General features: G+C 39.9%; 20 protein-coding genes, 1 pseudogene and 1 riboswitch. Of the genes and pseudogenes, 20 read left to right on the top strand and 1 reads right to left on the bottom strand.

From position 1 onward, the window contains the following. Nucleotides 1–219 precede the first annotated feature (219 nt). The 10 genes from BI350_RS00185 (at nt 220) to BI350_RS00140 (ending at nt 9,506) form a co-directional block, all read left to right on the top strand. Nucleotides 220–1,731 carry a 4-hydroxyphenylacetate 3-hydroxylase family protein gene (locus BI350_RS00185; RefSeq protein WP_075526299.1) on the top strand — a complete coding sequence of 504 codons (1,512 nt, stop codon included), beginning with the start codon at nt 220–222 and terminating at the stop codon, nt 1,729–1,731. A gap of 22 nt (nt 1,732–1,753) precedes the next feature. Then, complete coding sequence (locus BI350_RS00180; RefSeq protein ID WP_075526298.1) at nt 1,754–2,236, top strand: flavin reductase family protein; 483 nt, start codon at nt 1,754–1,756, stop codon at nt 2,234–2,236. A gap of 25 nt (nt 2,237–2,261) precedes the next feature. Continuing rightward, on the top strand, nt 2,262–3,080 hold the full coding sequence (locus BI350_RS00175) for an FAD synthetase family protein (protein WP_075526297.1): 819 nt from the start codon (nt 2,262–2,264) through the stop codon (nt 3,078–3,080). A 79-nt stretch (nt 3,081–3,159) separates the two neighbouring features. Next, entirely contained in the window at nt 3,160–4,131 is a 972-nt protein-coding gene (locus BI350_RS00170; RefSeq protein WP_075526296.1) for a catechol 2,3-dioxygenase, read from the top strand. A 135-nt stretch (nt 4,132–4,266) separates the two neighbouring features. After that, on the top strand, nt 4,267–5,040 hold the full coding sequence (locus tag BI350_RS00165; RefSeq protein ID WP_075526295.1) for a 2-keto-4-pentenoate hydratase: 774 nt from the start codon (nt 4,267–4,269) through the stop codon (nt 5,038–5,040). A gap of 16 nt (nt 5,041–5,056) precedes the next feature. Further along, nucleotides 5,057–5,932 carry an acetaldehyde dehydrogenase (acetylating) gene (locus tag BI350_RS00160; protein ID WP_075526294.1) on the top strand — a complete coding sequence of 292 codons (876 nt, stop codon included), beginning with the start codon at nt 5,057–5,059 and terminating at the stop codon, nt 5,930–5,932. A 25-nt stretch (nt 5,933–5,957) separates the two neighbouring features. Next, nucleotides 5,958–6,971, top strand: a complete 1,014-nt coding sequence (dmpG, locus tag BI350_RS00155) for a 4-hydroxy-2-oxovalerate aldolase (RefSeq protein ID WP_075526293.1) — start codon at nt 5,958–5,960, stop codon at nt 6,969–6,971. Between the two features lie 24 nt (nt 6,972–6,995). Next, a complete protein-coding gene (locus tag BI350_RS00150) occupies nt 6,996–7,793 on the top strand; it encodes a 2-keto-4-pentenoate hydratase (protein WP_082294920.1) in 798 nt (265 codons plus the stop codon). A 26-nt stretch (nt 7,794–7,819) separates the two neighbouring features. Further along, on the top strand, nt 7,820–8,026 hold the full coding sequence (locus tag BI350_RS00145; RefSeq protein ID WP_075526292.1) for a 2-hydroxymuconate tautomerase: 207 nt from the start codon (nt 7,820–7,822) through the stop codon (nt 8,024–8,026). Nucleotide 8,027: 1 nt separating this feature from the next. Next, complete coding sequence (locus tag BI350_RS00140; protein WP_425423234.1) at nt 8,028–9,506, top strand: aldehyde dehydrogenase; 1,479 nt, start codon at nt 8,028–8,030, stop codon at nt 9,504–9,506. 102 nt (nt 9,507–9,608) lie between these two features. On the opposite strand, the gene BI350_RS00135 is transcribed toward BI350_RS00140, so the two are convergent. Then, nucleotides 9,609–10,091 (bottom strand): QueT transporter family protein, encoded by a 483-nt coding sequence (locus tag BI350_RS00135; RefSeq protein ID WP_075526291.1) that lies wholly within the window; start codon nt 10,089–10,091, stop codon nt 9,609–9,611. Nucleotides 10,092–10,097: 6 nt separating this feature from the next. After that, nucleotides 10,098–10,142: riboswitch (PreQ1 riboswitch) on the bottom strand. Nucleotides 10,143–10,430: 288 nt separating this feature from the next. On the opposite strand from BI350_RS00135, the gene bioD reads away from it, so the two are divergent. From bioD to BI350_RS00080, 10 genes and pseudogenes are all read left to right on the top strand, one after another. Continuing rightward, nucleotides 10,431–11,162, top strand: a complete 732-nt coding sequence (bioD, locus tag BI350_RS00130; RefSeq protein ID WP_075526290.1) for a dethiobiotin synthase — start codon at nt 10,431–10,433, stop codon at nt 11,160–11,162. Between the two features lie 40 nt (nt 11,163–11,202). Continuing rightward, nucleotides 11,203–12,504 carry an adenosylmethionine--8-amino-7-oxononanoate transaminase gene (gene bioA, locus BI350_RS00125; protein ID WP_075529164.1) on the top strand — a complete coding sequence of 434 codons (1,302 nt, stop codon included), beginning with the start codon at nt 11,203–11,205 and terminating at the stop codon, nt 12,502–12,504. 366 nt (nt 12,505–12,870) lie between these two features. Continuing rightward, nucleotides 12,871–14,274 (top strand): cytochrome ubiquinol oxidase subunit I, encoded by a 1,404-nt coding sequence (locus tag BI350_RS00120; protein WP_075526289.1) that lies wholly within the window; start codon nt 12,871–12,873, stop codon nt 14,272–14,274. Further along, nucleotides 14,261–15,274, top strand: coding sequence for a cytochrome d ubiquinol oxidase subunit II (cydB, locus tag BI350_RS00115; RefSeq protein ID WP_075526288.1), 1,014 nt, complete (start codon nt 14,261–14,263; stop codon nt 15,272–15,274). The genes BI350_RS00120 and cydB overlap by 14 nt, the downstream gene beginning before the upstream one ends. Then, the gene (cydD, locus tag BI350_RS00110; RefSeq protein ID WP_075526287.1) at nt 15,274–16,992 is read left to right on the top strand and encodes a thiol reductant ABC exporter subunit CydD; all 1,719 of its coding nucleotides are present in this window, start codon (nt 15,274–15,276) and stop codon (nt 16,990–16,992) included. The genes cydB and cydD overlap by 1 nt, the downstream gene beginning before the upstream one ends. Beyond that, the gene (gene cydC / locus BI350_RS00105; protein ID WP_075526286.1) at nt 16,989–18,719 is read left to right on the top strand and encodes a thiol reductant ABC exporter subunit CydC; all 1,731 of its coding nucleotides are present in this window, start codon (nt 16,989–16,991) and stop codon (nt 18,717–18,719) included. The genes cydD and cydC overlap by 4 nt, the downstream gene beginning before the upstream one ends. A 142-nt stretch (nt 18,720–18,861) precedes the next feature. Next, nucleotides 18,862–20,598, top strand: a complete 1,737-nt coding sequence (locus tag BI350_RS00100; protein WP_075526285.1) for an ABC transporter ATP-binding protein — start codon at nt 18,862–18,864, stop codon at nt 20,596–20,598. Nucleotides 20,599–21,331: 733 nt separating this feature from the next. Then, nucleotides 21,332–21,877: pseudogene (locus BI350_RS17150) on the top strand (UPF0236 family transposase-like protein). 359 nt (nt 21,878–22,236) lie between these two features. Further along, nucleotides 22,237–23,130 carry a DMT family transporter gene (locus BI350_RS00085; RefSeq protein WP_245698277.1) on the top strand — a complete coding sequence of 298 codons (894 nt, stop codon included), beginning with the start codon at nt 22,237–22,239 and terminating at the stop codon, nt 23,128–23,130. 68 nt (nt 23,131–23,198) lie between these two features. Next, the gene (locus BI350_RS00080) at nt 23,199–23,576 is read left to right on the top strand and encodes a DUF4181 domain-containing protein (RefSeq protein WP_075526281.1); all 378 of its coding nucleotides are present in this window, start codon (nt 23,199–23,201) and stop codon (nt 23,574–23,576) included. Nucleotides 23,577–23,584: the final 8 nt, after the last annotated feature.

Raw genomic sequence — 23,584 nt, 5'->3', positions numbered from 1 at the left:
ATAAAGCCCCGCAACTATTAACTAAATATAGTAAAGAGTCAACCTTCATTCATAGAGGAATGAAGGTTTATTTTTTGATTTGAAAATTGAAAACAAACAAAAAGGATTGGAAAAACAATTTTTATTAGAAGGTTTTTGTCATTGTTTTATCCTTTTAGAGTTTGTATTATTTGGTTAGTAGCAATCTTCAGAATAAATAAAATGGAGGGGAGTTTACTTATGCAAACTGGAAAAGAGTACTTAGAAAGTTTACAAGACGGAAGAGTAGTTTATCTAAATGGTGAAAAGATTGACGACGTCACAACACACCCTGCTTATCGAAATTCAGCACAATCCTATGCAAGAATGTATGATGCTCTGCATGATCCTGAAAAGAGGGAGATTTTAACTGCTGAAACGGAATTTGGGGATCGAACACATAAGTTTTTTAAAACACCTAAAAGTGCACAAGACTTAGTAGAGGCAAGAGATGCGATTGCAGAATGGTCAAAAATGAACTTTGGTTTTATGGGGAGAACCCCAGATTATAAAGCATCTTTTACAGGTCATTTGGAAGGGTATGCGGATTACTATGAGGGCTTTGAAGACAATGCAAGGGCATGGTATAAAAAAGCGACTAAAGAAGTTCCGTTTATTAACCATACGATTATTAATCCGCAAATGGATCGCTCAAAACCTCTTCACGAAAATAAAGATGTGTTCGTTCGTGCGGTGAAAGAAAGAGATGACGGAATCATTGTAAGCGGTGCCAAAATGGTTGGGACAGCGGCAGCTTTAACAAATTATAACTTTGTAGCCAATTATGGCCCGACTGATTTAGGCGGCGGTGATCAAAGTCATGCGTTAATTTTCTTTGTTCCGATGAATGCAGAAGGCGTCAAAATGATTAGCAGACAGTCCTATGAACTAAATGCGATTAAGAATGGCTCCCCATATGATTATCCATTATCCAGCCGTTTCGATGAAAACGATGCAGTGATAGTTTTAGATAATGTGTTTATCCCTTGGGAAAATGTGCTTGCTTATAGAAATATAGAAGTTTCTAATAATTTCCTGAGCCAGTCTGGATTTGTAAATCGCTTTACTTTCCATGGATGTACACGACTTGCAGTGAAATTAGATTTTATGTCGGGGCTTCTATTAAAAGCGACAGAGGCTGCAGGAACGCATAATTTCAGAGGTGTGCAGGCGAATATTGGAGAAGTACTGGCGCTTCGAAATATGTTCTGGGGCTTATCAACAGCAATGGCGACTGAGCCGGAATATAAGGAAAACGGATTAGCGGTACCTAATGGATTTTATGCAAATTCGTATCGTGTATTAGCACCTATGACTTGGGTAAAAGTTAAACAGATTTTTGAACAAGTCATTGCAGGTGGATTAATTCAACTGCCATCAAGTGCAAATGATTTCCTGAATCCAGATATTCGACCATACCTGGATAAGTATTATGGCGGAACGAATATTGAAGCAGTAGATCGAGTGAAGTTAATGAAAATGGTATGGGATGCAATTGGCACTGAGTTCGGAGGAAGACATGAACTATATGAAGTCAATTACGCTGGAAACCATGAAAATATTCGATTGGAAACTTACTTCCATGCATTGGGAACAGGTGCGGCAGATCAGTATAAATCATTTGTTGACAGTGCGTTAAGTGATTATGACTTAAATGGTTGGACGAATGAGATTTGGAAAAGCACAACTGAAAAAGAAGCGGTTAAACTCTAAAGATTATAGGAGGGATTACCATATGGATGACCTTACATTTCGAAAAGCGATGGGGAAGTTTGCTTCGGGTGTGACAGTGATTACGACAGATTTGGAAGATGATGTTCACGGTATGACTGCAAACGCTTTCATGTCACTTTCGCTTCATCCTAAATTAGTCGTTGTGTCTATAGATAATCGGGCACATATGTTGGAGAAAATTAGAAGCAGTAAAAAGTACGCAGTGAATATTTTAGCTGAGGATCAGCAGATTCTATCTATGAACTTTGCGGGTCAGTTAAAAGAGAACATCGACATTTCATTTGCCATATTAAGTGGACAGTCCGTTTTAGAGGGTGCAGTTGCACAAGTGACTTGCGAAGTTGTTAATGAACATGTAGAAGGCGATCATGCGCTCTTTATTGGAAAGGTGACAGATATTCATATAGAAGATCGCGAGCCTTTGCTTTTCTATAATGGGAAATATCGATCCTTAAAAGAAGAAAAGGTAGTTGAAACTGTCTAGGCATTTCTGAACGGGGGAGAAATACTTGGAAACGATTTATTTAAATCATTCAACGCAAAACATTGTACCGTCTAAAGCAGAATCATGTGTCATTGCTCTTGGCTTTTTTGATGGGATGCATTTAGGCCACCAAGAAGTAATTGAGTCAGCTAAGAGAATTGCTGAAGAACGTCAACTTAGATTCGCGTGCATGAGTTTTTTTCCTCATCCGAAGGAAGTGCTTTTAAGCGGCAGTGAAAAGGTTCAGTATTTGATGCCAATGGCTGAGAAACAAAAAGTTCTCCATGAAAAGGGCGTCGAAAAGTTTTATATTGTTGAATTTGACAGGCGATTTGCCTCACTATCGCCAAAGCAATTTGTCTATGAATATCTTCTTCAATATGGTGTCGAACATGTCGTGGCCGGTTTTGATTTCACCTATGGTTACCGTGGAGAAGGGCATATGGGGAGATTGGCAGAAGATGCGGACGGAAAATTAGATGTTTTGAAAGTTGAGGAAGTTGGATGTAAGGGCCAGAAAATCAGTTCGACATTAATTAGAAATCTGATTTGTTCTGGAAGAATGGATTTGATTGAAGAATATTTGGGTAGATCTTATGAGTTGGTGGGGAAAATCCGGGTTAATCATGATGTACTTGAAATAGTCATTGACCCTTATTATTTGCTGCCGGCTTCTGGTGAATACGAGGTACTTGTCAAAATGGGAGTGGCAGAATGGGTTCAAACAGCCACTGTGGTAGATGGAAAAGTGATCTTGCAAAAATATGACAGTCAGCGACATTTCTTACACGACTTTACAAATGTAAGGCTTGAGTGGAAGAGGTGCTTAGTGCCAGTTCTTTGAGTTCTAAGTTGTAGGCATGACTACCAAACTCTGGGGTTAAAGCAAGACAATATACAAGGAAAATTAGGGGGTATTTTTAATGGCAAATTTTGATGTAGCGCAGTTAGCGCACGTGGAACTATTCTCTCCAAAACCAGAAGAAACGGTTAAGTTTTTTACAGATTTAATGGGCTTGCAAGTAACGGAAAAACAAGGACAATCCGTCTATTTAAGAGCATATGAAGATTTTTACCACCATACATTAAAAATCACGGAAGCGAAAGAAGCAGGAATGGCACATACTGCGTGGCGAGCAAGTTCAAAAGAAGCGTTAGAACGCAGAGTACAATCACTTGAAAAAAGCGGTTATGGAAAGGGCTGGAATAAGGGAGATTTAGGCCATGGTCCAGCTTACGAATTCCAAACACCGGACGGACATAATATGGAATTGCTTTGGGATGTTGAGTATTACGAGGCGCCTGAAGATCAGAAAACAAAACTTAAAAGCCGTCCGCAGAAGAGACCGAATATTGGGGTTCCGGCAAGACGTTTGGATCATGTCAACCTGATGACAAGCGACGTGACGAAAAATAAAAACTTCATGATTGATGAGTTGGGCTTTAAATTACGTGAACATGTTGTTTTGGATAATGGCGCTGAATTGGGGGCGTGGCTAAGTGTAAGTCCACTTGTACATGAAATTGCAGTAATGGCCGACCAAGGCGGACATAAAGGCCGTTTCCACCATATTGCTTACTGGTATGGTTATCCACAACATCTTATGGATTTAGCAGATTTATTTGCAGAAAATGGCATTGAAATTGAATCTGGTCCTGCGAAGCATGGAGTCAGCCAAGCGTACTTTATGTATGTGTATGAGCCAGGCGGAAATAGAGTTGAGTTGTTCGGTGATTCGGGTTACTTAATTCAAGATCCAGACTGGAAACCGGTTAAATGGACGGAAGATAGTCTTGCTGAAGCGATTGTGTGGTACGGAGGGGACCTTCCGGAGCAATACTTCACATATGGAACACCTAATAAGGAATCAAAAATTATTTTACCAATCTCTTAAGCGCAATAGCTAGAAGAGGATTCTATAAACTAGTAGGGGACCGCGTAGTTGGCTTGTACAGCTTGAAAAGTGACGCATGTCCTCTACTTTTGATAAGTCTAGCAAGAGCAGGGTGAAGGTAGAGGAGGAATTAATATGGTTGTTCAATTAAGTGCCGAACGTTTATTAAAAGCTGAAAAAAGTAAGCAGGCAATTTCGCCGCTGACAGGTGATTATGCAACGCTCACAGTTGATGAAGCTTACGCGATTCAATTAGAACAAATTCGTGAAAAAGTTGAAAAGGGCTCCGTCATTGTTGGAAAGAAAATTGGTTTAACAAGTAAAGTGATGCAAAATATGTTTCAAGTAAATGAACCGGATTACGGACATTTATTAGATGACATGATTTTACTTGATGGTGAAACCGTATCACTAGAAGACTTTATCCAGCCTAAGTTGGAGTTCGAAATTGCTTTTGTACTGAAGAAAGATTTAAAAGGTCCCGGTGTCACAGTGATAGACGTGCTTGAAGCGACGGATTATATCGCCCCGGCATTTGAAATCATCGACAGCCGCATACGCGATTGGGAAATTAAATTTGAAGATACGGTTGCGGATAACGGCTCTTCTGCAAGGGCAATCTTGGGCGGTAAACCAACAAATATTGAGGATGTCGATTTAGCGCATATCGGCATGGTTGTTTACCGAAATGGAAAGTTTTTGGATAGTGCCGCAGGAGCAGCTGTGTTAGGGAACCCTGCACGCGCGGTCGCATGGCTGGCAAATGCATTAGGCAACTATGATATTTCATTGTACGCAGGAGAAATGGTATTATCCGGTGCGCTTTCAGCAGCAGTTCCGATTGAAAAAGGAGATACTTTTACCGCTGAGTTCGCGCATATTGGTTCAGTCTCTGCAACGTTTCAATAAGAAAGGGGTTTGCAACATGAAAAAATACAAAGTTGGTATTATCGGCTCAGGAAATATTGGCACGGACTTAATGTATAAAATTGAACGAAGTCCCTATTTAGAAATGAGTGTCATGGTTGGAATTGACCCGGCATCTGAAGGGCTTAAGCTTGCAAAAGAGCGCGGTTATCAAACTTTTGATAATGGTATAGATGGACTTATGGAAAATCCCAATCTATTTGATATTGTTTTTGATGCAACGAGTGCAAAAGCGCATTTACGTCATGCCGAGTTATTACAATCAATTGATAAAAAGTTGATTGATTTGACGCCTGCAGCAATTGGACCATTTGTTGTGCCAACTGCAAACCTTGATGAACACTTAAACGCTGACAACATTAATATGGTCACTTGCGGTGGACAAGCGACGATTCCAATCGTTCACGCGATTAGTGAAGTAACTGCTGTAGAGTATGCTGAAATCGTGGCTACTGTTTCAAGTAAAAGTGCTGGACCAGGTACACGTGCTAATATTGATGAGTTTACACGGACAACGTCAAATGCGATTGAAGTAATTGGCCGTGCGAAAAAAGGAAAAGCCATTATTATTTTAAACCCGGCTGAACCGCCAATTATTATGCGTGACACGATCAATGTGCTCATTGATGAAGAAGGAAAAGTAGAAGCAATCATTGCCTCTATTAAAGAGACAGTTGAAGCTGTTCAAACTTATGTACCAGGCTATCGTTTACGCGGAGAGCCAATTTTTAATGGTAAACAAGTAACTGTTTTTATTGAAGTTGAAGGAGCGGGAGATTATTTCCCGAAGTACTCAGGAAATCTAGATATTATGACCGCTGCGGCGACAAAAGTTGCGGATGAAATTGCTAAAAAGCAGTTAGCTTTAGTATGAAAATTTTAGAGGCGGGGTGCTAGTTATGAAACGAGATCTACATATTGTGGACGTTACGTTAAGAGATGGAAGTCACGCTGTCAGGCACACATTTACAGAACAGCAAGTGCGTGATGTAGCAAAAGGATTAGATCAAGCTGGCGTTGAATATTTCGAAGTATCGCACGGCGATGGACTGGGCGGTTCTTCTTTACAATATGGTTTTTCAGCAGTGAATGAATTGAAGTTAATTGAGGCAGCATCAGATGTTTGCAGTCAAGCGAAAGCAGCTGTGCTTTTGGTGCCGGGAATTGGAACGAAAGATGACCTTGAAGATGCAGTAAAAGCCGGTGCGAAAATGGTTCGGGTTGCGACACATGTCACAGAAGCAGACGTTGCAAAACAACATATTGAACTCGGAAGAAACCTTGGCTTAAAAACGGTCGGCTTTCTCATGATGGCGCATATGGCACCGCCTGAAAAAATTGTAGAACAGGCAAAGTTGTTTGAAAGTTACGGGGCTGAAATTGTTTATGTAACTGATTCGGCGGGTGCACTCTTACCGCATGAAGTAACAGAACGTGTATCAGCGCTGAAAGAAAACTTATCCTGTGAAATCGGGTTCCATGCGCATAATAACTTATCACTCGCGACTGCAAACACAATGGCAGCGGTCGATGCAGGTGCAACTTATATTGACGGCAGTTTACGCTGCTTAGGTGCTGGCAGCGGGAATGCACAAACGGAAGTACTGACTGCAGTCTTTGATCGACTAGGCTATAAGACTGGCGTAGACCTTTATCCAATTATGGATGTCGCAAACGACGTTGTTGCGGAGTTAATGCCAAGACCTCAAGAAGTAACAAAAGCAAGTTTAATCATGGGATATTCAGGCGTATATTCAAGCTTCTTATTATTTGCGCAAGAAGCTGCCAAGAAATTCAATGTCGATGAACGCGACATATTAGTTGAACTTGGCAAAATGCAAGCAGTTGGCGGCCAAGAAGATTTAATTACTGAAGTGGCAAGAGAACTAGCAAATCAACAACTGACAGTTTAACTAATAATATGGAAGGTGATATTCTTGAAGGCTGTAGAAGTGGATGTAATTCAAAAGATTGCAACGGACTTATTCGAAGCAGAAAGAAATGCAACAGAAGTAGATAAATTTGTCGATCAATATCCAGAGTTAGACGTGGAACTAGGCTATGAAATTCAAGAAGCTTTAATTGAGAAAAAATGCAAAGAAGAGAACACCAAGATTTCAGGACGTAAATTGGGATTAACGAGTAAAGCAAAGCAAGAAATGATGGGTGTTCACGAACCTTCCTACGGCGTATTGCTTGAAAATATGCAGTTAAATGAGGGAGAGCCAATTTCAATAGCGCCGCTAATTCATCCGAAAATTGAGCCGGAAATTGCATTCATCTTTAATAAAGAAGTAAAAGGACCAAGCATCTCAGTAACTGATATTTTAGATGCAACTGCATATATTGCATCTGCGATGGAAATTATCGATAGCCGATATCGTAATTTTAACTTTACATTGCCAGATGTCATCGCGGATAACTCATCATCGTCCCGATACATTTTTGGTGAGAAGTTATACAAGGTCGAAGATGTAGATTTGCGTTTAATGGGGATGGTCTTTAAGAAAAACGGAGAAGTTATTGCAACAAGCGCTGGGGCAGCTGTAATGGGACACCCTGCAAGAGCGGTAGCTTGGATGGCAAATAAATTAGTCGAAAGAGGGCAAACGATAAAACCCGGCGAAATCGTATTAAGCGGTGCTTTATCTGAAGCATTTACGATTGAACCAGGTGATCATTTCTCAGTATCTTTTGATGGAATTGGCTCATTGGAAGCATCATTTACTGAATAAATCAATACAAGAAGGGGGAATAGACGATGCCTTTTATTCAAATCAATATGTTAGAAGGGCGTTCTGCCGATAAAAAAGAACGTCTTATACGCGAGGTTACGGATGTTGTAGCGGAAGTCTTAGAGGCACCGGAAGAAAGTGTTCGTATTATGATTCAAGAAATGAAAGCTGAACATTGGGGCATTGCTGGTGAATCTGTGAAAAAAAGAAGTCAATTGAAAGTTGAGGGATGAAATGATGAGCACTACGAGTACAAAATTAAAAGAAGTTAAACTATATATCGATGGAGAATATGTAGAATCAAGCAGTAATTCTTTATTCGAAGTGAAAAATCCAGCAACTCAAGAGGTCATTGCGAAAGTACATGAGGCTTCCTATGAGGATGTCGACCGTGCATGTAATGCGGCAAGACGTGCTTTTGAAGAAGGACCTTGGCGTACGATGACGCTGAGTGAGCGTTCTGCTAAAATCCGCAGAATGGCAGAAATCATTATGGAACGAAAAGATGAGCTTGCCAGGTTGGAAGCAGAAGACGTTGGGAAACCATATCCTGTTGCACTGGAAAGAGAGATTCCGCGTGCGGCAAATAATTTAAAATTCTTTGCGGACTTCATGGAGCAAAAAGGAAACGAATCGTATCCAATGGATGATGAATACTTAAATTACACACGTTATGAGCCGCTAGGTGTTGCATCCTTAATCACACCATGGAATTTACCGTTCATGCTGACGACTTGGAAATTAGGTCCATGTTTAGCTGCTGGAAATACAGCGGTCATTAAACCGGCAGAAACGACGCCGCTAACGGTTTCCTTACTCGGCGAAATTGCGAAGGAAGCTGGAATTCCAGATGGCGTCGTTAACGTAATTCATGGATTTGGAACAGAATCGGCTGGAGAATATATGACGACTCATCCTGAAGTGGATTTAATTTCCTTTACCGGAGAAACTTCAACAGGGAAAGCGATTATGAAAAATGGAGCTGATACATTAAAGAAAGTTTCATTTGAATTAGGCGGCAAGGCAGCGAATATTGTCTTTGAAGATGCCAACTTGGATAAAGCAATTCCGGTATCTATCCAAGCTGCTTTCATGAACTCAGGCCAAGTATGTCTGGCGGGATCAAGAATATTAGTACAACGTTCAATCTTTGATGAGTTCGTTGAAAGATTTAAACAAGCTGCTTCAGAATTGAAAGTTGGAGATCCACAAGATGCAGAAACAGATATGGGGCCAGTTGTAAGTGAAGAGCATTATAAAAAAGTGACAAGTTATTTGAAAATTGCCGAGGAAGAAAATTCGACTTTAGTTTATGGCGGAAAGCGACCAGATCTGCCGGAACACTTAAAAGATGGTTATTATTTAGAGCCGACGATTTATATTCAAGAAGATCCGAATGCTCGAATTTGCCAAGAAGAAATTTTCGGGCCAATCGTTACATTAATTCCTTTTGATACTGAAGAAGAAGCGCTTGAAATCGCAAATAATACTGAATACGGATTGAATGGTGTCATTTGGACAGATAATCTCCAAAGAGCTCACCGTGTTTCCCACCATGTCCGTGCTGGAACAATTTGGGTGAACTGCTGGTTTGTTCGCGATCTACGCGTTCCGTTCGGCGGATTCAAGAAAAGCGGTGTTGGCCGCGAAGGTGGAAACAGCAGTATTGAATTCTTCACTGAAGCTAAAAATGTTTGTATCGCGTTAAAGTGAGAGCAATTTCACGAATGGTTTAGTCCATATATACAAAAATATTTATCATAAAAAGCACCCTGTTTAGTTGAGCGTTTCAACTAAACAGGGTGCTTAATTATGTTAAACGATTTCTTTAAAATTTAATCGTTTATTTAATGCAATCATAATCGGAATTCCGATTGTCATAACGACGATTTCACCTATCGCAACTGTGAGCCAGCCAATCCAAAATGGCACGCCGAATACAATTTCTAACTCAATTGCAATTAAGAAAGAAAAAATTGCAAACATCGCAATGTTAAAAATCATGCGTTGTGTAATGCCATTAATAAACTTGGCTGAAAGAATGGTTGCAAGTAGCGCAAGCACAGACATACCAACCCCGAAAACGAGGTCAATCATACCAAGTGGTGAAAATAAATTGGCAACGAAGACGCCAATGACTATGCCAAAAAAGTATTTCTTGTTGAACACAACAAGATGATTAAAAATTTCCGAAATCCGAAATTGGACACTTGAAAATGCAAGTGGCGCAATTAATAATGATACTGCGACATACAAAGCGGCGATAATACCGTTTATCGCTAAAGATTTACCTCTCATATTCCTATCTCCTTAGTTTTTTATCGTGGGATGGTTTCGAACCACGTAAAGCAAGCCCATATATTATGAGATTTGCATGGACCATTATAGCTTATTTGTACTAGTTTTGTAATATGTATTGATGAAGTTAAACTTTTGCAAAATTTTCAAGTATCACCTATCGTACCGATGGAATGAAAACCCTATAGCCACTAGAATTCAGCATTTCAGTATTCCCTATAGTATCTTTTACAACTAGTTTCACATTTATCGCTCTCTTCTGAATTGAATTGTAATCTATTTATAGTTGTGTTAACCTGAAAGTGATAATGGTTAACTCACGTGGGGGAGGGTAATAGAATGGCTGGTTTTTTTATTTGTGGCACAGATACCGATGCTGGAAAAACAGTGACAACAGTTTTACTTGGTCAAGCTTTAATTGACAACGGAATAACAATCGATTTTTTTAAGCCGGTCCAAAGTGGAGGGGAGTATATCGATGGACAACTTATCGCCCCGGATGTCGAACAATATAAGGCCGTTCTTGCACAAGAAGGGGAGAAAAGATATACATATTTATTCAAAAAGCCAAGTTCTCCACATTATGCAGCGGCGATTGAAGGAAAGTCGATTGACGTAGGTGAATTAGAAAGGCAATTGAAACGAAGAGCATCCAGCCCGAAGCATTTATTAGTTGAGGGAGCGGGAGGTTTATATGTTCCTTTAAACAATGAAGGATATTGTGTTCTAGATCTCATGCAAGCAGGCGAACTACCGGCAATTATTGTCGCAAGGACAGGCGTTGGGACAATCAATCATACGATTTTAACGGTAGAGGCATTGAGAAATCGCGATATTTCCATTGCAGGGATTGTATTTTCAAATACGAATAACGATGAAAAGGCAATTGAAGAAGATAATATCCGGATGATCAAAAAAATTACATGCTTACCCGTTATCGGGACAATTCCTTATATAGAAAATATTGAAGACAACCTATTAAACCAACAATTTCGTTCATCAATTGTTCGTACATGGGATGTTGAAAACTTGAAGGTGGGGGATAAACGTGCAAACAGTACAGTTGGATGAATTGCAAGCAGAACAGTTATACGAATTAGGTAATAAACATATGTGGCTTCCTTTTACACAGATGAAGGATTATGAAGAAAATCCACTGATCATTGCGAGTGGTGAAGGTGTAAGAGTGAAGGACATCCACGGGAAAGAATATTTGGATGCGTATTCTTCTCTTTGGTTGAACGTTCACGGTCACCGTAAAGAGGAGATTAACGAAGCGATTAAAAATCAACTTGATTCAATCGCCCATTCGACTTTACTTGGTGCAATGAATATCCCTTCTATTAAACTTGCAGCAAGGTTGATTGAAATTGCTCCGGAATCTTTATCACGTGTATTTTACTCCGATAGCGGTGCAACATCAGTCGAAATCGCTATTAAAATGGCTTATCAATATTGGCAAAACGAAGGAAATAAAAAGAAAACAAAATTTGTAGCGCTTAGTAATGGATACCACGGCGATACAGTTGGTGCCATGAGTGTCGGCGCAATAGACTTGTATCACCGAATGTACAGTAAATTAATGTTTGCATCTTATACAATTCCTTTTCCTTCTGCTTATCATCACCCATCAGGAAATGGAGACATTGCGAAAGAAGAATCATTGCAAGCAGTACGAGAATTATTTGAAGAGAATAGTGATGAAATTGCGGGCGTATTTGTTGAGTCCATGGTACAGGGTGCTGGCGGTATGAATTTAATGCCTCCTGGCTATTTAAAAGGACTGGAAAAACTTTGCCGGGAATTTGATGTTTTTCTTATTGTAGATGAGGTGGCCACAGGCTTTGGCCGTACCGGAAAAATGTTCGCTGTCGAACATGAAAATGTACAACCTGATATTATGACGATTGCCAAAGGAATTACAGGTGGATACTTACCGATTGCGGCAACATTAACAAGTGAACGTATTTATAATGCTTTCTACGCCGATTATTCGGAAATGAAAACATTCTTCCATGGGCATTCATATACTGGAAATCAACTAGGTTGTGCAGCGGCACTCGCAAACTTGGATATTTTTGAACGTGAAAACTTAGTAGATGAAGCTGCCAAAAAGTCTTCCTATGTAAGCGAGAAGTTAGAACAAATTGCTGCGCTTCCACATGTGGGTGACATCCGGAAACTTGGTCTAATTTGTGGGATTGAACTAGTTGAGGAAAAAGCAACGAAAAAAGCCTTTCCTGCAGAAAAACGAGCGGCTTATCATGCGACGATCCGCATGAGGGAAAATGGATTGCTCACTCGTCCGCTAGGTGATGTCATTGTCTTTATGCCTCCGCTTGCTGCGTCCTACAGTGAGCTAGACGAGATGCTTTCAATTATAAAAGATGCGATTGAAGAAATTTCAATTTGAAAGTAAGAAACATCCGTAAAATCGAATTATTGACAATTTGCGCCGAAGCATTGTGATTATCGCAATGCTTCTTTTTTTATTTGACTGTAGGTCTTCTTTCGGCACGTATCCTTGTGAATACAGCACACCGTAAACTGTACTATTATCATGTTGGTTACTAGTGTAACAGAATTGGTATTTGGAAAATAACTACGATGAATCTAACCGATACGATGTGTACAGTTTGTGAATAAAATGTAACGGTAACAAAATTGTCATAATACAGCGTTGATAATATTGTAACAAAAATGTGTTCGATTGTTCACAGAAATTTCTTGTTCCCTCGATATACTATAGAGAGATAGAATTTTTGGAGGGGTGCTCTTTATGGATGCGTTAATGCTGGCAAGGATTCAATTTGCTTCCACGACATTGTTTCACTTTATATTCGTTCCCTTATCTATTGGCTTAGCATTACTGATTGCAATTATGCAGACGATGTATGTCTTTAAAAAAGAAGAAATCTATTTAAAGATGACGAAATTCTGGAGTATCTTCTTTCTAATTAATTTTGCAATCGGTGTCGTAACTGGGATTTTTCAAGAATTTCAGTTTGGTATGAATTGGTCAACTTATTCTCGCTTTGTCGGTGATATATTTGGCGCGCCATTAGCATTAGAAGCACTGCTCGCTTTCTTTTTGGAAGCAACATTTATTGGTTTATGGGTTTTTGGCCGGGATAAATTGCCGGAAAAAATTCACCTAGCTTGTATTTGGCTTGTTTCGATTGGAACGATGCTTTCGGCTTTCTGGATTATGGCGGCAAACTCGTTTATGCATAATCCTGTCGGTTTTGTTTTGCAAAACGGACGTGCAGAAATGAATGATTTCCTAGCCTTATTATCAAACGAAAAATTATGGGTTGCTTTTCCACATACTGTTTTGGGTAGTTTTGCTACGGGCGCATTCTTCATTATTGGTGTAAGTGCTTGGTACATTTTTAGAAAAAGAGATGTTGATTTCTTTAAACGCTCAATGAATATTGCATTGGTTGTGGGATTATTATCGGGGCTAGGTATTGCCTTCACAGGTCACTCGCAGGCAACGTATTTAATGCATGCCCAACCAATGAAAATGGCGGCAGCTGAAGGTTTATGGGAAGACAGTGGAGACCCAGCGGCCTGGACCGTGGTTACAAGCATAGATGTAGAAAATAAAACAAGTTCAAATCGAATTGATATCCCTTACTTATTAAGTTATCTAGCTTATGGAAAATTTAGTGGGAAAGTTGAAGGGATGAACACATTACAAGAAAAGTATGTATTGCAATACGGTGACGGTAATTACGTGCCACCGGTTAAAACGACATTTTGGAGTTTCCGAATTATGGCTGGAACTGGCGGCGTTTTAATCGTATTAAGTGCATTCGGATTACTTTTATCATTTAGAAAGAAATTGGAAACCAGTACCAAATATTTAAAGTTTATGGTTCCTGCAATATTTCTACCATTTATCGGGAATTCTTTTGGTTGGATCATGTCTGAAATTGGGCGCCAACCATGGGTTGTAAACGGCTTAATGAAAACAGCGGATGCTGTTTCACCAAACGTATCGGCTGGGAAGGTTTTATTCTCATTAATTACTTTTTCGACCATTTACTTAATTCTTGGGCTAGTGATGGTCTACTTGTTCATCAGGGTGATTAAACAAGGGCCTCATGAAAAAGTAAAAGAGGATGTTTCAACTTCCGATCCTTTTGAGACAGGAGAGATGCAACATGCTACTAAGTGAGCTTTGGTTTCTATTAATAGGCGTTCTCTTCGTTGGGTTTATGTTTCTTGAAGGGTTTGACTTTGGCGTCGGTATGAGTACAAGGTTTCTGGCGAAGAATGACTTGGATAGACGAATGCTCATTCAGACGATTGGGCCAACTTGGGCAGCGAACGAAGTGTGGCTTGTTACAGCTGTAGGGGCGATGTTTGCAGCTTTTCCTCACTGGTATGCTACTTTACTAAGCGGGTATTATATGCCTGTGATTGTCCTGTTGCTAGCATTAATTGCAAGAGGCGTGTCTTTTGAGTTTAGGGATAGAGTTGAATCAGAAAGATGGGTAAAAACATGGGATTGGTCGATTTTTATCGGCAGTATTTTCCCTCCATTTATACTAGGTTTGACTTTTGCAAGTTTAATTAAAGGTTTACCAATTGATGCAGATATGAATATGTATGCAGGGTTCTTTGATATTGTGAACACCTACACAGTTGTAGGCGGGCTTACATTTGTCGCATTATCTTATTTGCACGGTTTAACGTTTATTTCATTAAAAACAGTGGGAACCCTTCGTACGAGAGCTCGTAAAGAAGCGCAGAAATGGTATGCGATTACGGGTGGACTTGTCTTTTGGTTTATCATCTTAACCGTTTTTTATACAGAGGCATTCTCTGCAAAAGGACCTATTTTAATTCCATTATATATTCTAGTCGGAATTCTATATGGTGCCCTAATGCTTCTATTACGCAATAAGAAAGAAGGATTTAGTTTTACGGTTACAGGAATTATTCTGATTATGATCACCGCATCATTTTTTATCGCACTATTCCCAAATGTGATGATTAGTTCATTAGATGTTGCTCATAATATAACAATTTACGAGGCGGTGTCTGGGGATTATTCTCTTCGGATTATGACAATTGTCGCAGCGACGATGATTCCAGTTGTTCTTGGGTATACATTTTGGACCTATTACGTATTCCGTAAACGTGTGTCTAAAAAGGAGAATCTCAACTACTAATGGATAAGAATCTGTTTCATTATAAAGGTAGTAAACCGGTGATGGCGTTGATTGGATTTTTAACGCTCGGTCAGGCAGTTGCGATTATCTTTCAAGCATTATATTTATCGAAAGCAATTACAGGGATGTTTCAAGGGGCTGCTTGGTTGGCAGTCTTTCCCTCGCTTTTAATCTTTCTCGTGGCGCATATTTTGCGCCACTTTTTGCAATGGGGAAGAGAACGAATTGCTTATCGATTTGCGGATCGTACGGCGCTAACATTGCAAGAGGCTTTAATGAAGAAAGTATTTGACCTAGGGCCCAGAAGTGTTGGTAAACATGGTTCGGGCAATATTATCACCTTAGTGTTAGAAGGAATTCCTCAATTTAAAACGTATTTACAGTTGTTTATTCCTCGTTTAATGTCTATGGGCATTATTCCATTTGTGTTATTTATCTATGTTTTTACAGTAGATCGATTGTCGGGGATCATTCTAGCGGTTGTGTTGCCGATTCTCATTGCTTTTTTAATATTGCTTGGCTTTGCGGCGCAAAAGCAAATGGACGCACAAATGGATACGTACAGACTTTTATCACGTCATTTTGTTGATTCGCTTCGAGGTCTTGTCACTTTGAAATATTTAGGGCGAAGTAAATCACATCAAAAAGCGATTGAAAATGTGAGCGACAAATACCGGATTGCAACAAATCGAACGTTACGCGTTGCTTTTTTATCTACTTTTGCACTAGATTTCTTTACGAGTATGTCCATTGCGATTATTGCGGTAGAGCTTGGTGTACGATTAATTAGCGGGCATATTGGTTTAGAAGCAGCGCTCGCCATCCTCATTTTAGCACCGGATTATTTCTCACCTGTCCGGGAGCTCGGGAATGACTATCACGCGACGATGGATGGGAAAGAAGCGGGTGAACAAATTCGTGGCTTATTAGCGGAAAAAACAATCGCTCAAAAGAATTTGCCATCTACACCGACTTGGACAGAAGATCGTCAGTTAACTTTCCATGAAATTGGAATGAAATCAGAAGAACGAGATATTTTACGAAATATTAATTTTTCGGTAAAAGGCTATCAAAAAATTGGTATCGTAGGGATGTCGGGTGCAGGGAAATCTTCTTTGATTGATTTATTGTCTGGATTTACGCAACCGACATCGGGTAAGATTTCGGTAGATGACGCCGAATTCAACCATCTTTCGTTACCAGCTTGGCAAGACCAATTGACGTATATTCCACAGCATCCTACGATTTTTTCGGGAACAGTTGCAGACAATATTCGTTTTTATGAACCAGGTGCGACGCGTGAAGAAGTAGTCCGCGCGGCAAAATTAGCAGGCCTTGAGGAATTAGTTCGTCATTTCCCAAATGGTTTTGACGAGAAAATTGGGCAAGCAGGTCGCACATTAAGTGGCGGGGAAGAGCAACGCATTGCACTTGCACGGTCGTTATTGCAAAACCGCTCAATTCTTTTGCTCGATGAACCGACAGCCCATTTAGATATTGAAACGGAACATGAAATTAAAGAGACGATGTTACCGTTATTAGAAAATAAATTAGTGTTTTTTGCTACGCATCGTTTGCATTGGATGAAAGATATGGATCTTATTTTTGTCATTGAGGATGGTCAAATTATTGAAACGGGGACACATGAAGAACTCGAGAATAAATCTGGTGCATACGACAAGTTAATTCAGGCACATAGAAGGGGAATGATAGGATGAAGTTATTTCAAACGTATATCGTCCCATATCTGAAAAAATATAAGAAGGCGATGATCGCGACCATTCTTTTAGGTGCATTAGCTGTCTTATCGGGTGCCATGTTAACATTTTCTTCGGGATATTTGATATCAAGAGCTTCCGAAATGCCGGAGACGATCTTACTTCTCTATATTCCTATCGTGTTGGTGCGTACGTTTGGTTTATCCCGTGCGGTCAGTCACTATTTGGAGCGGTTGGCTGGTCATAACGCTGTCCTCAAAATCTTATCGGAAATGCGTGTAAAATTATACGGCATGCTTGAACCACAAGCGTTAATGATTCGCGCTCGCTTTCAAACAGGAGATTTACTTGGGACATTAGCGGATGATATTGAACATTTACAAGACGTTTATATTCGGACGATTTTTCCAACGGTTGTGGGTCTCTGTTTATTCGTTTATGCGACCGTCATGTTAGCCCTTTTTGATTGGCTTTTTGCAATTTGGATTGCACTCTGTTTAGGTGTGATTGTATTTGTTTATCCGATGGTTTCATTATATACATTGAAAAAACACCAGCGCGATGCGAAAAGGCAACGTGGCCATTTATACCGAACGTTAACAGATGCTGTATTTGGCATAAGTGATTGGTTAATTAGCGGAAGAAAAGAGCGTTTTATTGCAGGTTTCATGAAGGATAGTAAGTCTAGTCATAAAATGGAAAGTAAGCTCGCTTACTGGAATCAATCTCGTGGGTTTCAACTGCAAGTTATATCTGGTGTGATTTTATTGATGGTTGGCATTTGGGCAGGGAATATGGCTGGTCAAGGGGAAATTGTCCCTGCTTATATTGCGGCGTTTACATTAGTTACGTTGCCGATTTTAGAAGGGCTTATCCCGCTTTCGCATGCGATTGAACGGATTCCAGCTTACGGAGAATCCTTGCAACGAATTGAATCGATTCAGCAGTTTGTGCCGGAAGAGGAAACAAGCGAAGGAAATGTGCAGACATCTAAGGAAGCAGATTTATCAATTAAAAACGTATCTTACCGCTATGAAGGTGAGCAAGCCGATGCACTTCACCAAATTTCGTTAGCGATTCCTCATGGTCGAAAGCTTGCTTTGCTTGGAAAGAGCGGTGCCGGAAAATCCACTTTAATTCAATTACTGCAAGGTGCCATACAACCAACTTCAGGCGATGTGCTCATTAATGAACATTCGCCAGTCGAATATGGGGAACAAATTTACGACGTAGTGGGCGTCTTAAATCAAAAACCGTATTTATTTGCGACGACAGTGGAAAACAATATTCGTTTAGGCAATCAACAAGCGACAAAAGAAGAAATTGAAACAGTGATAAAGCAAGTTAGATTGGACAAATATATTAACTCCCTGCCTAATGGTTTACAAACACAAATGGAAGAAACAGGGCAACGTTTTTCAGGCGGAGAACGACAACGAATTGCGCTTGCAAGAATTTTATTGAAAGACACGCCGATTGTGATTTTAGATGAACCGACAATTGGATTAGATCCATTTATCGAGAATGAATTGGTTGATACGATTATGTCGAGTTTACAAGACAAAACCGTTATTTGGATTACACATCATTTAACAGGTATCGAACGAATGGATCAAGTGTTATTTTTAGATAAAGGGCAGATTGCGATTCAAGGAACGCATGAAGAATTGATGCGTACGAATGAACGTTATCAACAATTGTATAAGCTTGACCGCGGGGAAGGTTAATTAAAGGAGAGTCAAAATGGTTTGTTTGTAAATGACCATTTTGGCTCTTTTTATTATGGCTGAATCTTTTTAAGTGTAGCGTTCCTCTGTGGTAAAATAGGGGTATTGTAAATACGAATGTAAGCGTGAGGAGATTAGATATATGAATCAGACACAAACGGGTCTCAAGCCGTTTATTAATTTAATTTTATCAACGAAAATCCCTAAAACCACACTAATCATTGGGATGACTGGAAGTATTTTAACAACGCTCGCAGGATTAGTTGTTCCAATTCTCACGAAAAACTTAGTGGATGGTTTTTCCGTAGCCTCCCTGAGCTTCCCTTTGCTTATCGCAATTGGGATTGCATTTGTTGTGCAAGCAATCATTAGTGGCGTCTCCATTTATTTACTCGCGGCGGTTGGCCAGAAAATCGTCGCAAGTCTGCGGGAGAGAATGTGGTTTAAACTCGTTCGTTTGCCTGTCGGTTATTATGACCAAAATTCTAGCGGTGAAACAGTAAGCCGTGTTGTCAATGATACGAGTGTCGTGAAAGATTTAATTACCGACCATTTTCCACAGTTTATCGCAGGTATTATTTCAATTATTGGTGCTGTCACGTTGTTGTTAATTATGGATTGGAAGATGACGCTTCTGATGCTTATCGCAGTACCAGTCACTTTAGCGATTATGATTCCACTTGGCAAGCGCATGGCGAAAATTTCGCGTGGTTTGCAAGATGAAACTGCAACGTTTACTGGAAATGTTCAACAAACACTTAGTGAAATACGTTTGATGAAAGCATCTACCGCGGAAAGAGATGAAGAAGCGAAAGGTTTATCTGGCATTGAGAAACTGTTAGGATTTGGATTAAAAGAAGCACGTGTTTTCGCGTTCATTGCGCCGCTCATGCAGTTTGTCATTATGCTCGTCATTGTTGTGATTATTGCGTATGGTGGCATGCGCGTTGCAAGCGGCGAGATGTCAACAGGAACGCTTGTCGCATTTCTATTGTACTTGTTCCAAATCATTATGCCGATTACGACGTTTGCGATGTTCTTTACGCAATTGCAAAAAGCGAAAGGGGCAACGGAGCGTATTATTGACATATTGAATGTTCCTTTAGAGAGCGGACAAAATGGTATTGAAATAGATATTGCGAATCAGCCAATTGAAGTATCCAATGTTTCATTTTCATACACAGAAGATGAACCGGTCATTGATGGGATTTCATTCCGCGCAAATCCTGGGGAAATGGTTGCCTTTGCCGGACCGAGTGGCGGCGGAAAAACGACTGTATTTGGTTTACTGGAACGCTTTTATGAACCAACTGCTGGTGAAATTAAAGTGGGAGATACGCCGATTCAAGAGATTTCAATCCAGTCATGGCGCAGTCAAATTGGATATGTCGCGCAGGAAAGTGCGATGATGGCAGGAACAATTCGTGAAAATTTAACGTATGGTTTAGAAAATCGTGATGCGATTTCAGATGAACGACTATGGACAGTTACTGAAATGGCTTATGCGGACCAATTTATTAAAGAGTTTACAGATGGATTAGATACTGAAGTCGGCGAACGTGGCGTAAAACTTTCTGGTGGGCAAAGGCAGCGTATTGCTATCGCAAGAGCTTTTTTACGTGATCCGAAACTGCTTATGATGGACGAAGCGACTGCAAGTTTAGACAGTCAATCCGAAAGTGTCGTTCAGCAAGCATTGAGTCGCTTAATGGAAGGCCGTACAACATTCGTCATTGCACACCGTCTATCTACAATTGTGCATGCTGACCAAATTATTTTTATTGAAAAAGGTCGGATTACGGGAAGAGGCGCGCATGAAGAATTAACGCAATCACATCCGCTTTACCAGGAATTTGCAGCACAGCAGCTGACTGAGTAACTTGAAAATCGCTTTACGGAGATATTTCTGTATAGCGATTTTTTCTGTCCACAATTTAGAGAGGCACCTTATATTTGAAAATAAGTTATCAACGTTTATTTGTGAATAGCCACGTTCGAAAAGTTTCTATCCAGGTTAATTTCGATTTCATCAACACTTCTTGTTTATAAAATCGGTAAATTGTTAGCAGTCTGAATATCTTTTTAAATAAATATTGATTTCATTCACATACTCCCCATTTTTATTAACAAATGGATTGTTGGACAGCATTTCTTTGTTAATTTCCACAGGATTACTCACATATGTTCAAGTCATGGATTCCACCATCTGTACTTATCAACAATATTGGAAGTATGAGTAAAATGTTTGTAGGGAATAAATGAAAATCCATAATACAATTAATCTCCGTTCCAATCGGACGCTTTCCGCGGGCACGGCCTCAGCCGCTTCCCTCGCTACGCTCAGTCCAGGGTCTTCGGCTCGCGCTGTTCCCGCAGGAGTCGCCGATTTCCACTACGATTAATTCGAATGCACATAGAATAATTTAGATATAAAAGCATGAAAAAGGGTCTTCTTCTTATATAGTGAAGTTTGCAGACAAACACTAAATGAGAGAACCCACGTGATTAAAAATAACACGAAATTACCACATTGAAATAGATTTATTTAGAACACTTCAACCCAAACTTATTCAGACGCGTTCACCCAGCTCTTAACAGAGCTAGATCAAGTTATAGCCGATAACCGTGATAAAGCACGCTTTCAATTGAAGGACAAACAAAAAATGACGATGGACTCTTTATTTGGACCGATAGAAGTGAGTCGAAATTATTACTATGACAGGAAAAGTGAGAAATACGTAAGTTTATTAGATCAATACTTACAATTTGAAGGCGTAAAAGGGTTAAATCCCTTAGTTCAAGAGAGGGCAATGGAACTAGCAGTTGAAGGGCAATCTTATAGAATTGCTTCTAACACATTAGAAAAATTACTTGGTTATTCAGTCATTAGCCATGAATCAATACGTTAACATCTTTTACAAACTAAAACTATAAAAAATTTATCTGTCGTACCAATGAGGCCTGTTCTTTTCGTTGAAGTTGATGGACTCTACGTGAAAAGGCAAAATAGAAGAAATAAAGGGCGCGAAGAAAAGATTGCAGCCGTTCACGAGGGTTGGTTATTGAATGGAAAGCGCACAAAACTTGTAAATAAACGTCACTATGTCCATCAAAGAAAACACCCCTTTTGTAAGGTTTTTGAACGTTTTTTTAATTGATACATAGCTATAATATGTAAGTTATTTGCGTTTATAGAAACTTATATAAGGAATCTCTGTTGATTGGAGTGCAGAGCGGCGACTCCGGTGGGATTAGCGTGACAGGTGAGACCCCGCAGGAGCGCGGTTTTCGCGACGAGGAGGCTCACCGCACGCCCCACGGAACGCGTCCGCTCGGAACGGAAATCAACATATTTTATTTGGCATTAATAAAAATGGAATACCTAACTATTCAAGAAGAGAATCCCTATGCTAAAAATAGTACTCACAAAAACTTGACTCAATCATATTGGAAAGTGCCAAGATTCCCTTGTTAGAAATATGGTATCTTTACCTTATAGAGAAAAGAGGGGATGGCATTGTCGCAGCGCGTTGCTTTTTTATTTGTCTTGTTTGGCGCAATTCTTTGGGGGACGACGGGAACAGCGCAAACGTTTATGCCGCAAACGATTCATCCATTAGGCGTTGGGGCATCTCGTTTAGCGGTTGGTGGATTTACATTACTAATTGTTTTACTCATTATGCGTAGGGTTACTTTTCATAACTGGCCATGGAGGCCGACAATTTACGCCGCCATTTCAATGGCGGTATTCCAGTATTTATTCTTCACCTCAGTCAGATTAACTGGCGTTGCGATTGCTACGGTTGTCACGATTGGTAGCGCACCGGTGTTCTCTGGTCTAATTGAATGGGTGATTGCGAAACGTCGCCCGACACGTGTATGGGCTTCCGCTACTTTACTAGCAATTATCGGTTGTGGATTATTGTTTATAAATAAAGAAGGGGTCGTTGTCAACCCGATTGGCGTTATCATGTCACTTTGTGCGGGTTCTTTATTCGCGATCTACACACTTGTGAATAAGGAAGTGCTTGACTCTGTTCCAGCTGTACCCGCGGTTGCGGTGATTTTTTCAATAAGTGCATTGATGCTTTTTCCATTTTTATTTATTTTTGAAACGGAAGGCCTATTTACAGGCAGAGGCATTGCAGTTGTTTTATTTCTAGGATTTGCGACTACAAGTATCGCTTATATTTTATTTTCAACGGGGTTGAAGTATATTCCATCTTCCTCGGCAGTAACATTGTCGCTTGCGGAGCCGCTCACAGCCGCATTATTAAGTGTCATTGTTGTAGGGGAGAGGCTATCCGCTACTTCATGGGCAGGGGTTGCGTTACTACTAGGTGGGATTCTAGTACTTACGCTTAGCGGAAGGCGAAAGGATGCTAAAGTCAGCAAAATTGTTGGCGAATAAAGGAACTCCTTCTTTTATCGCGAATATAAGTTAGAGATATTTGTAAAAGGAAAGGAGACAAATTAGTCGTGAAAGTACTGGTTATTTTTTCCGTTATTTATATCTTTCTTGCTTTAGTTAGTGATTATTATTTGAAGAAAAAACTCCAAATTGACCGGAAAAAGACGCAGTTGCCGAAGAAAGCGAAAGTATTACAAACTTTGTTCCTTTCAATTGTTTTCGTCTTATATATTGCCGCTGCAATCTACATCATTTTTATTCCCGATAAAAACAACATTCTACTTATTGTAGTGCCATTTTTAATCGTAGTGGCATTGATTCGTGGCGTCTTTCAAAGAATTTACAATCGACAAGCGAAAATTTGGATATTGGAATATAATCAAGCCATTTGGTATGTAGTTTTGTTCATCGTTGTATATTACATATATCCTGTAATAATGGGTTGAGAAAAGGT

This window comes from Sporosarcina ureilytica, assembly GCF_001753205.1.
Lineage (GTDB): Bacteria > Bacillota > Bacilli > Bacillales_A > Planococcaceae > Sporosarcina > Sporosarcina ureilytica.
This window is presented reverse-complemented; position numbering and strand designations above follow the sequence as displayed.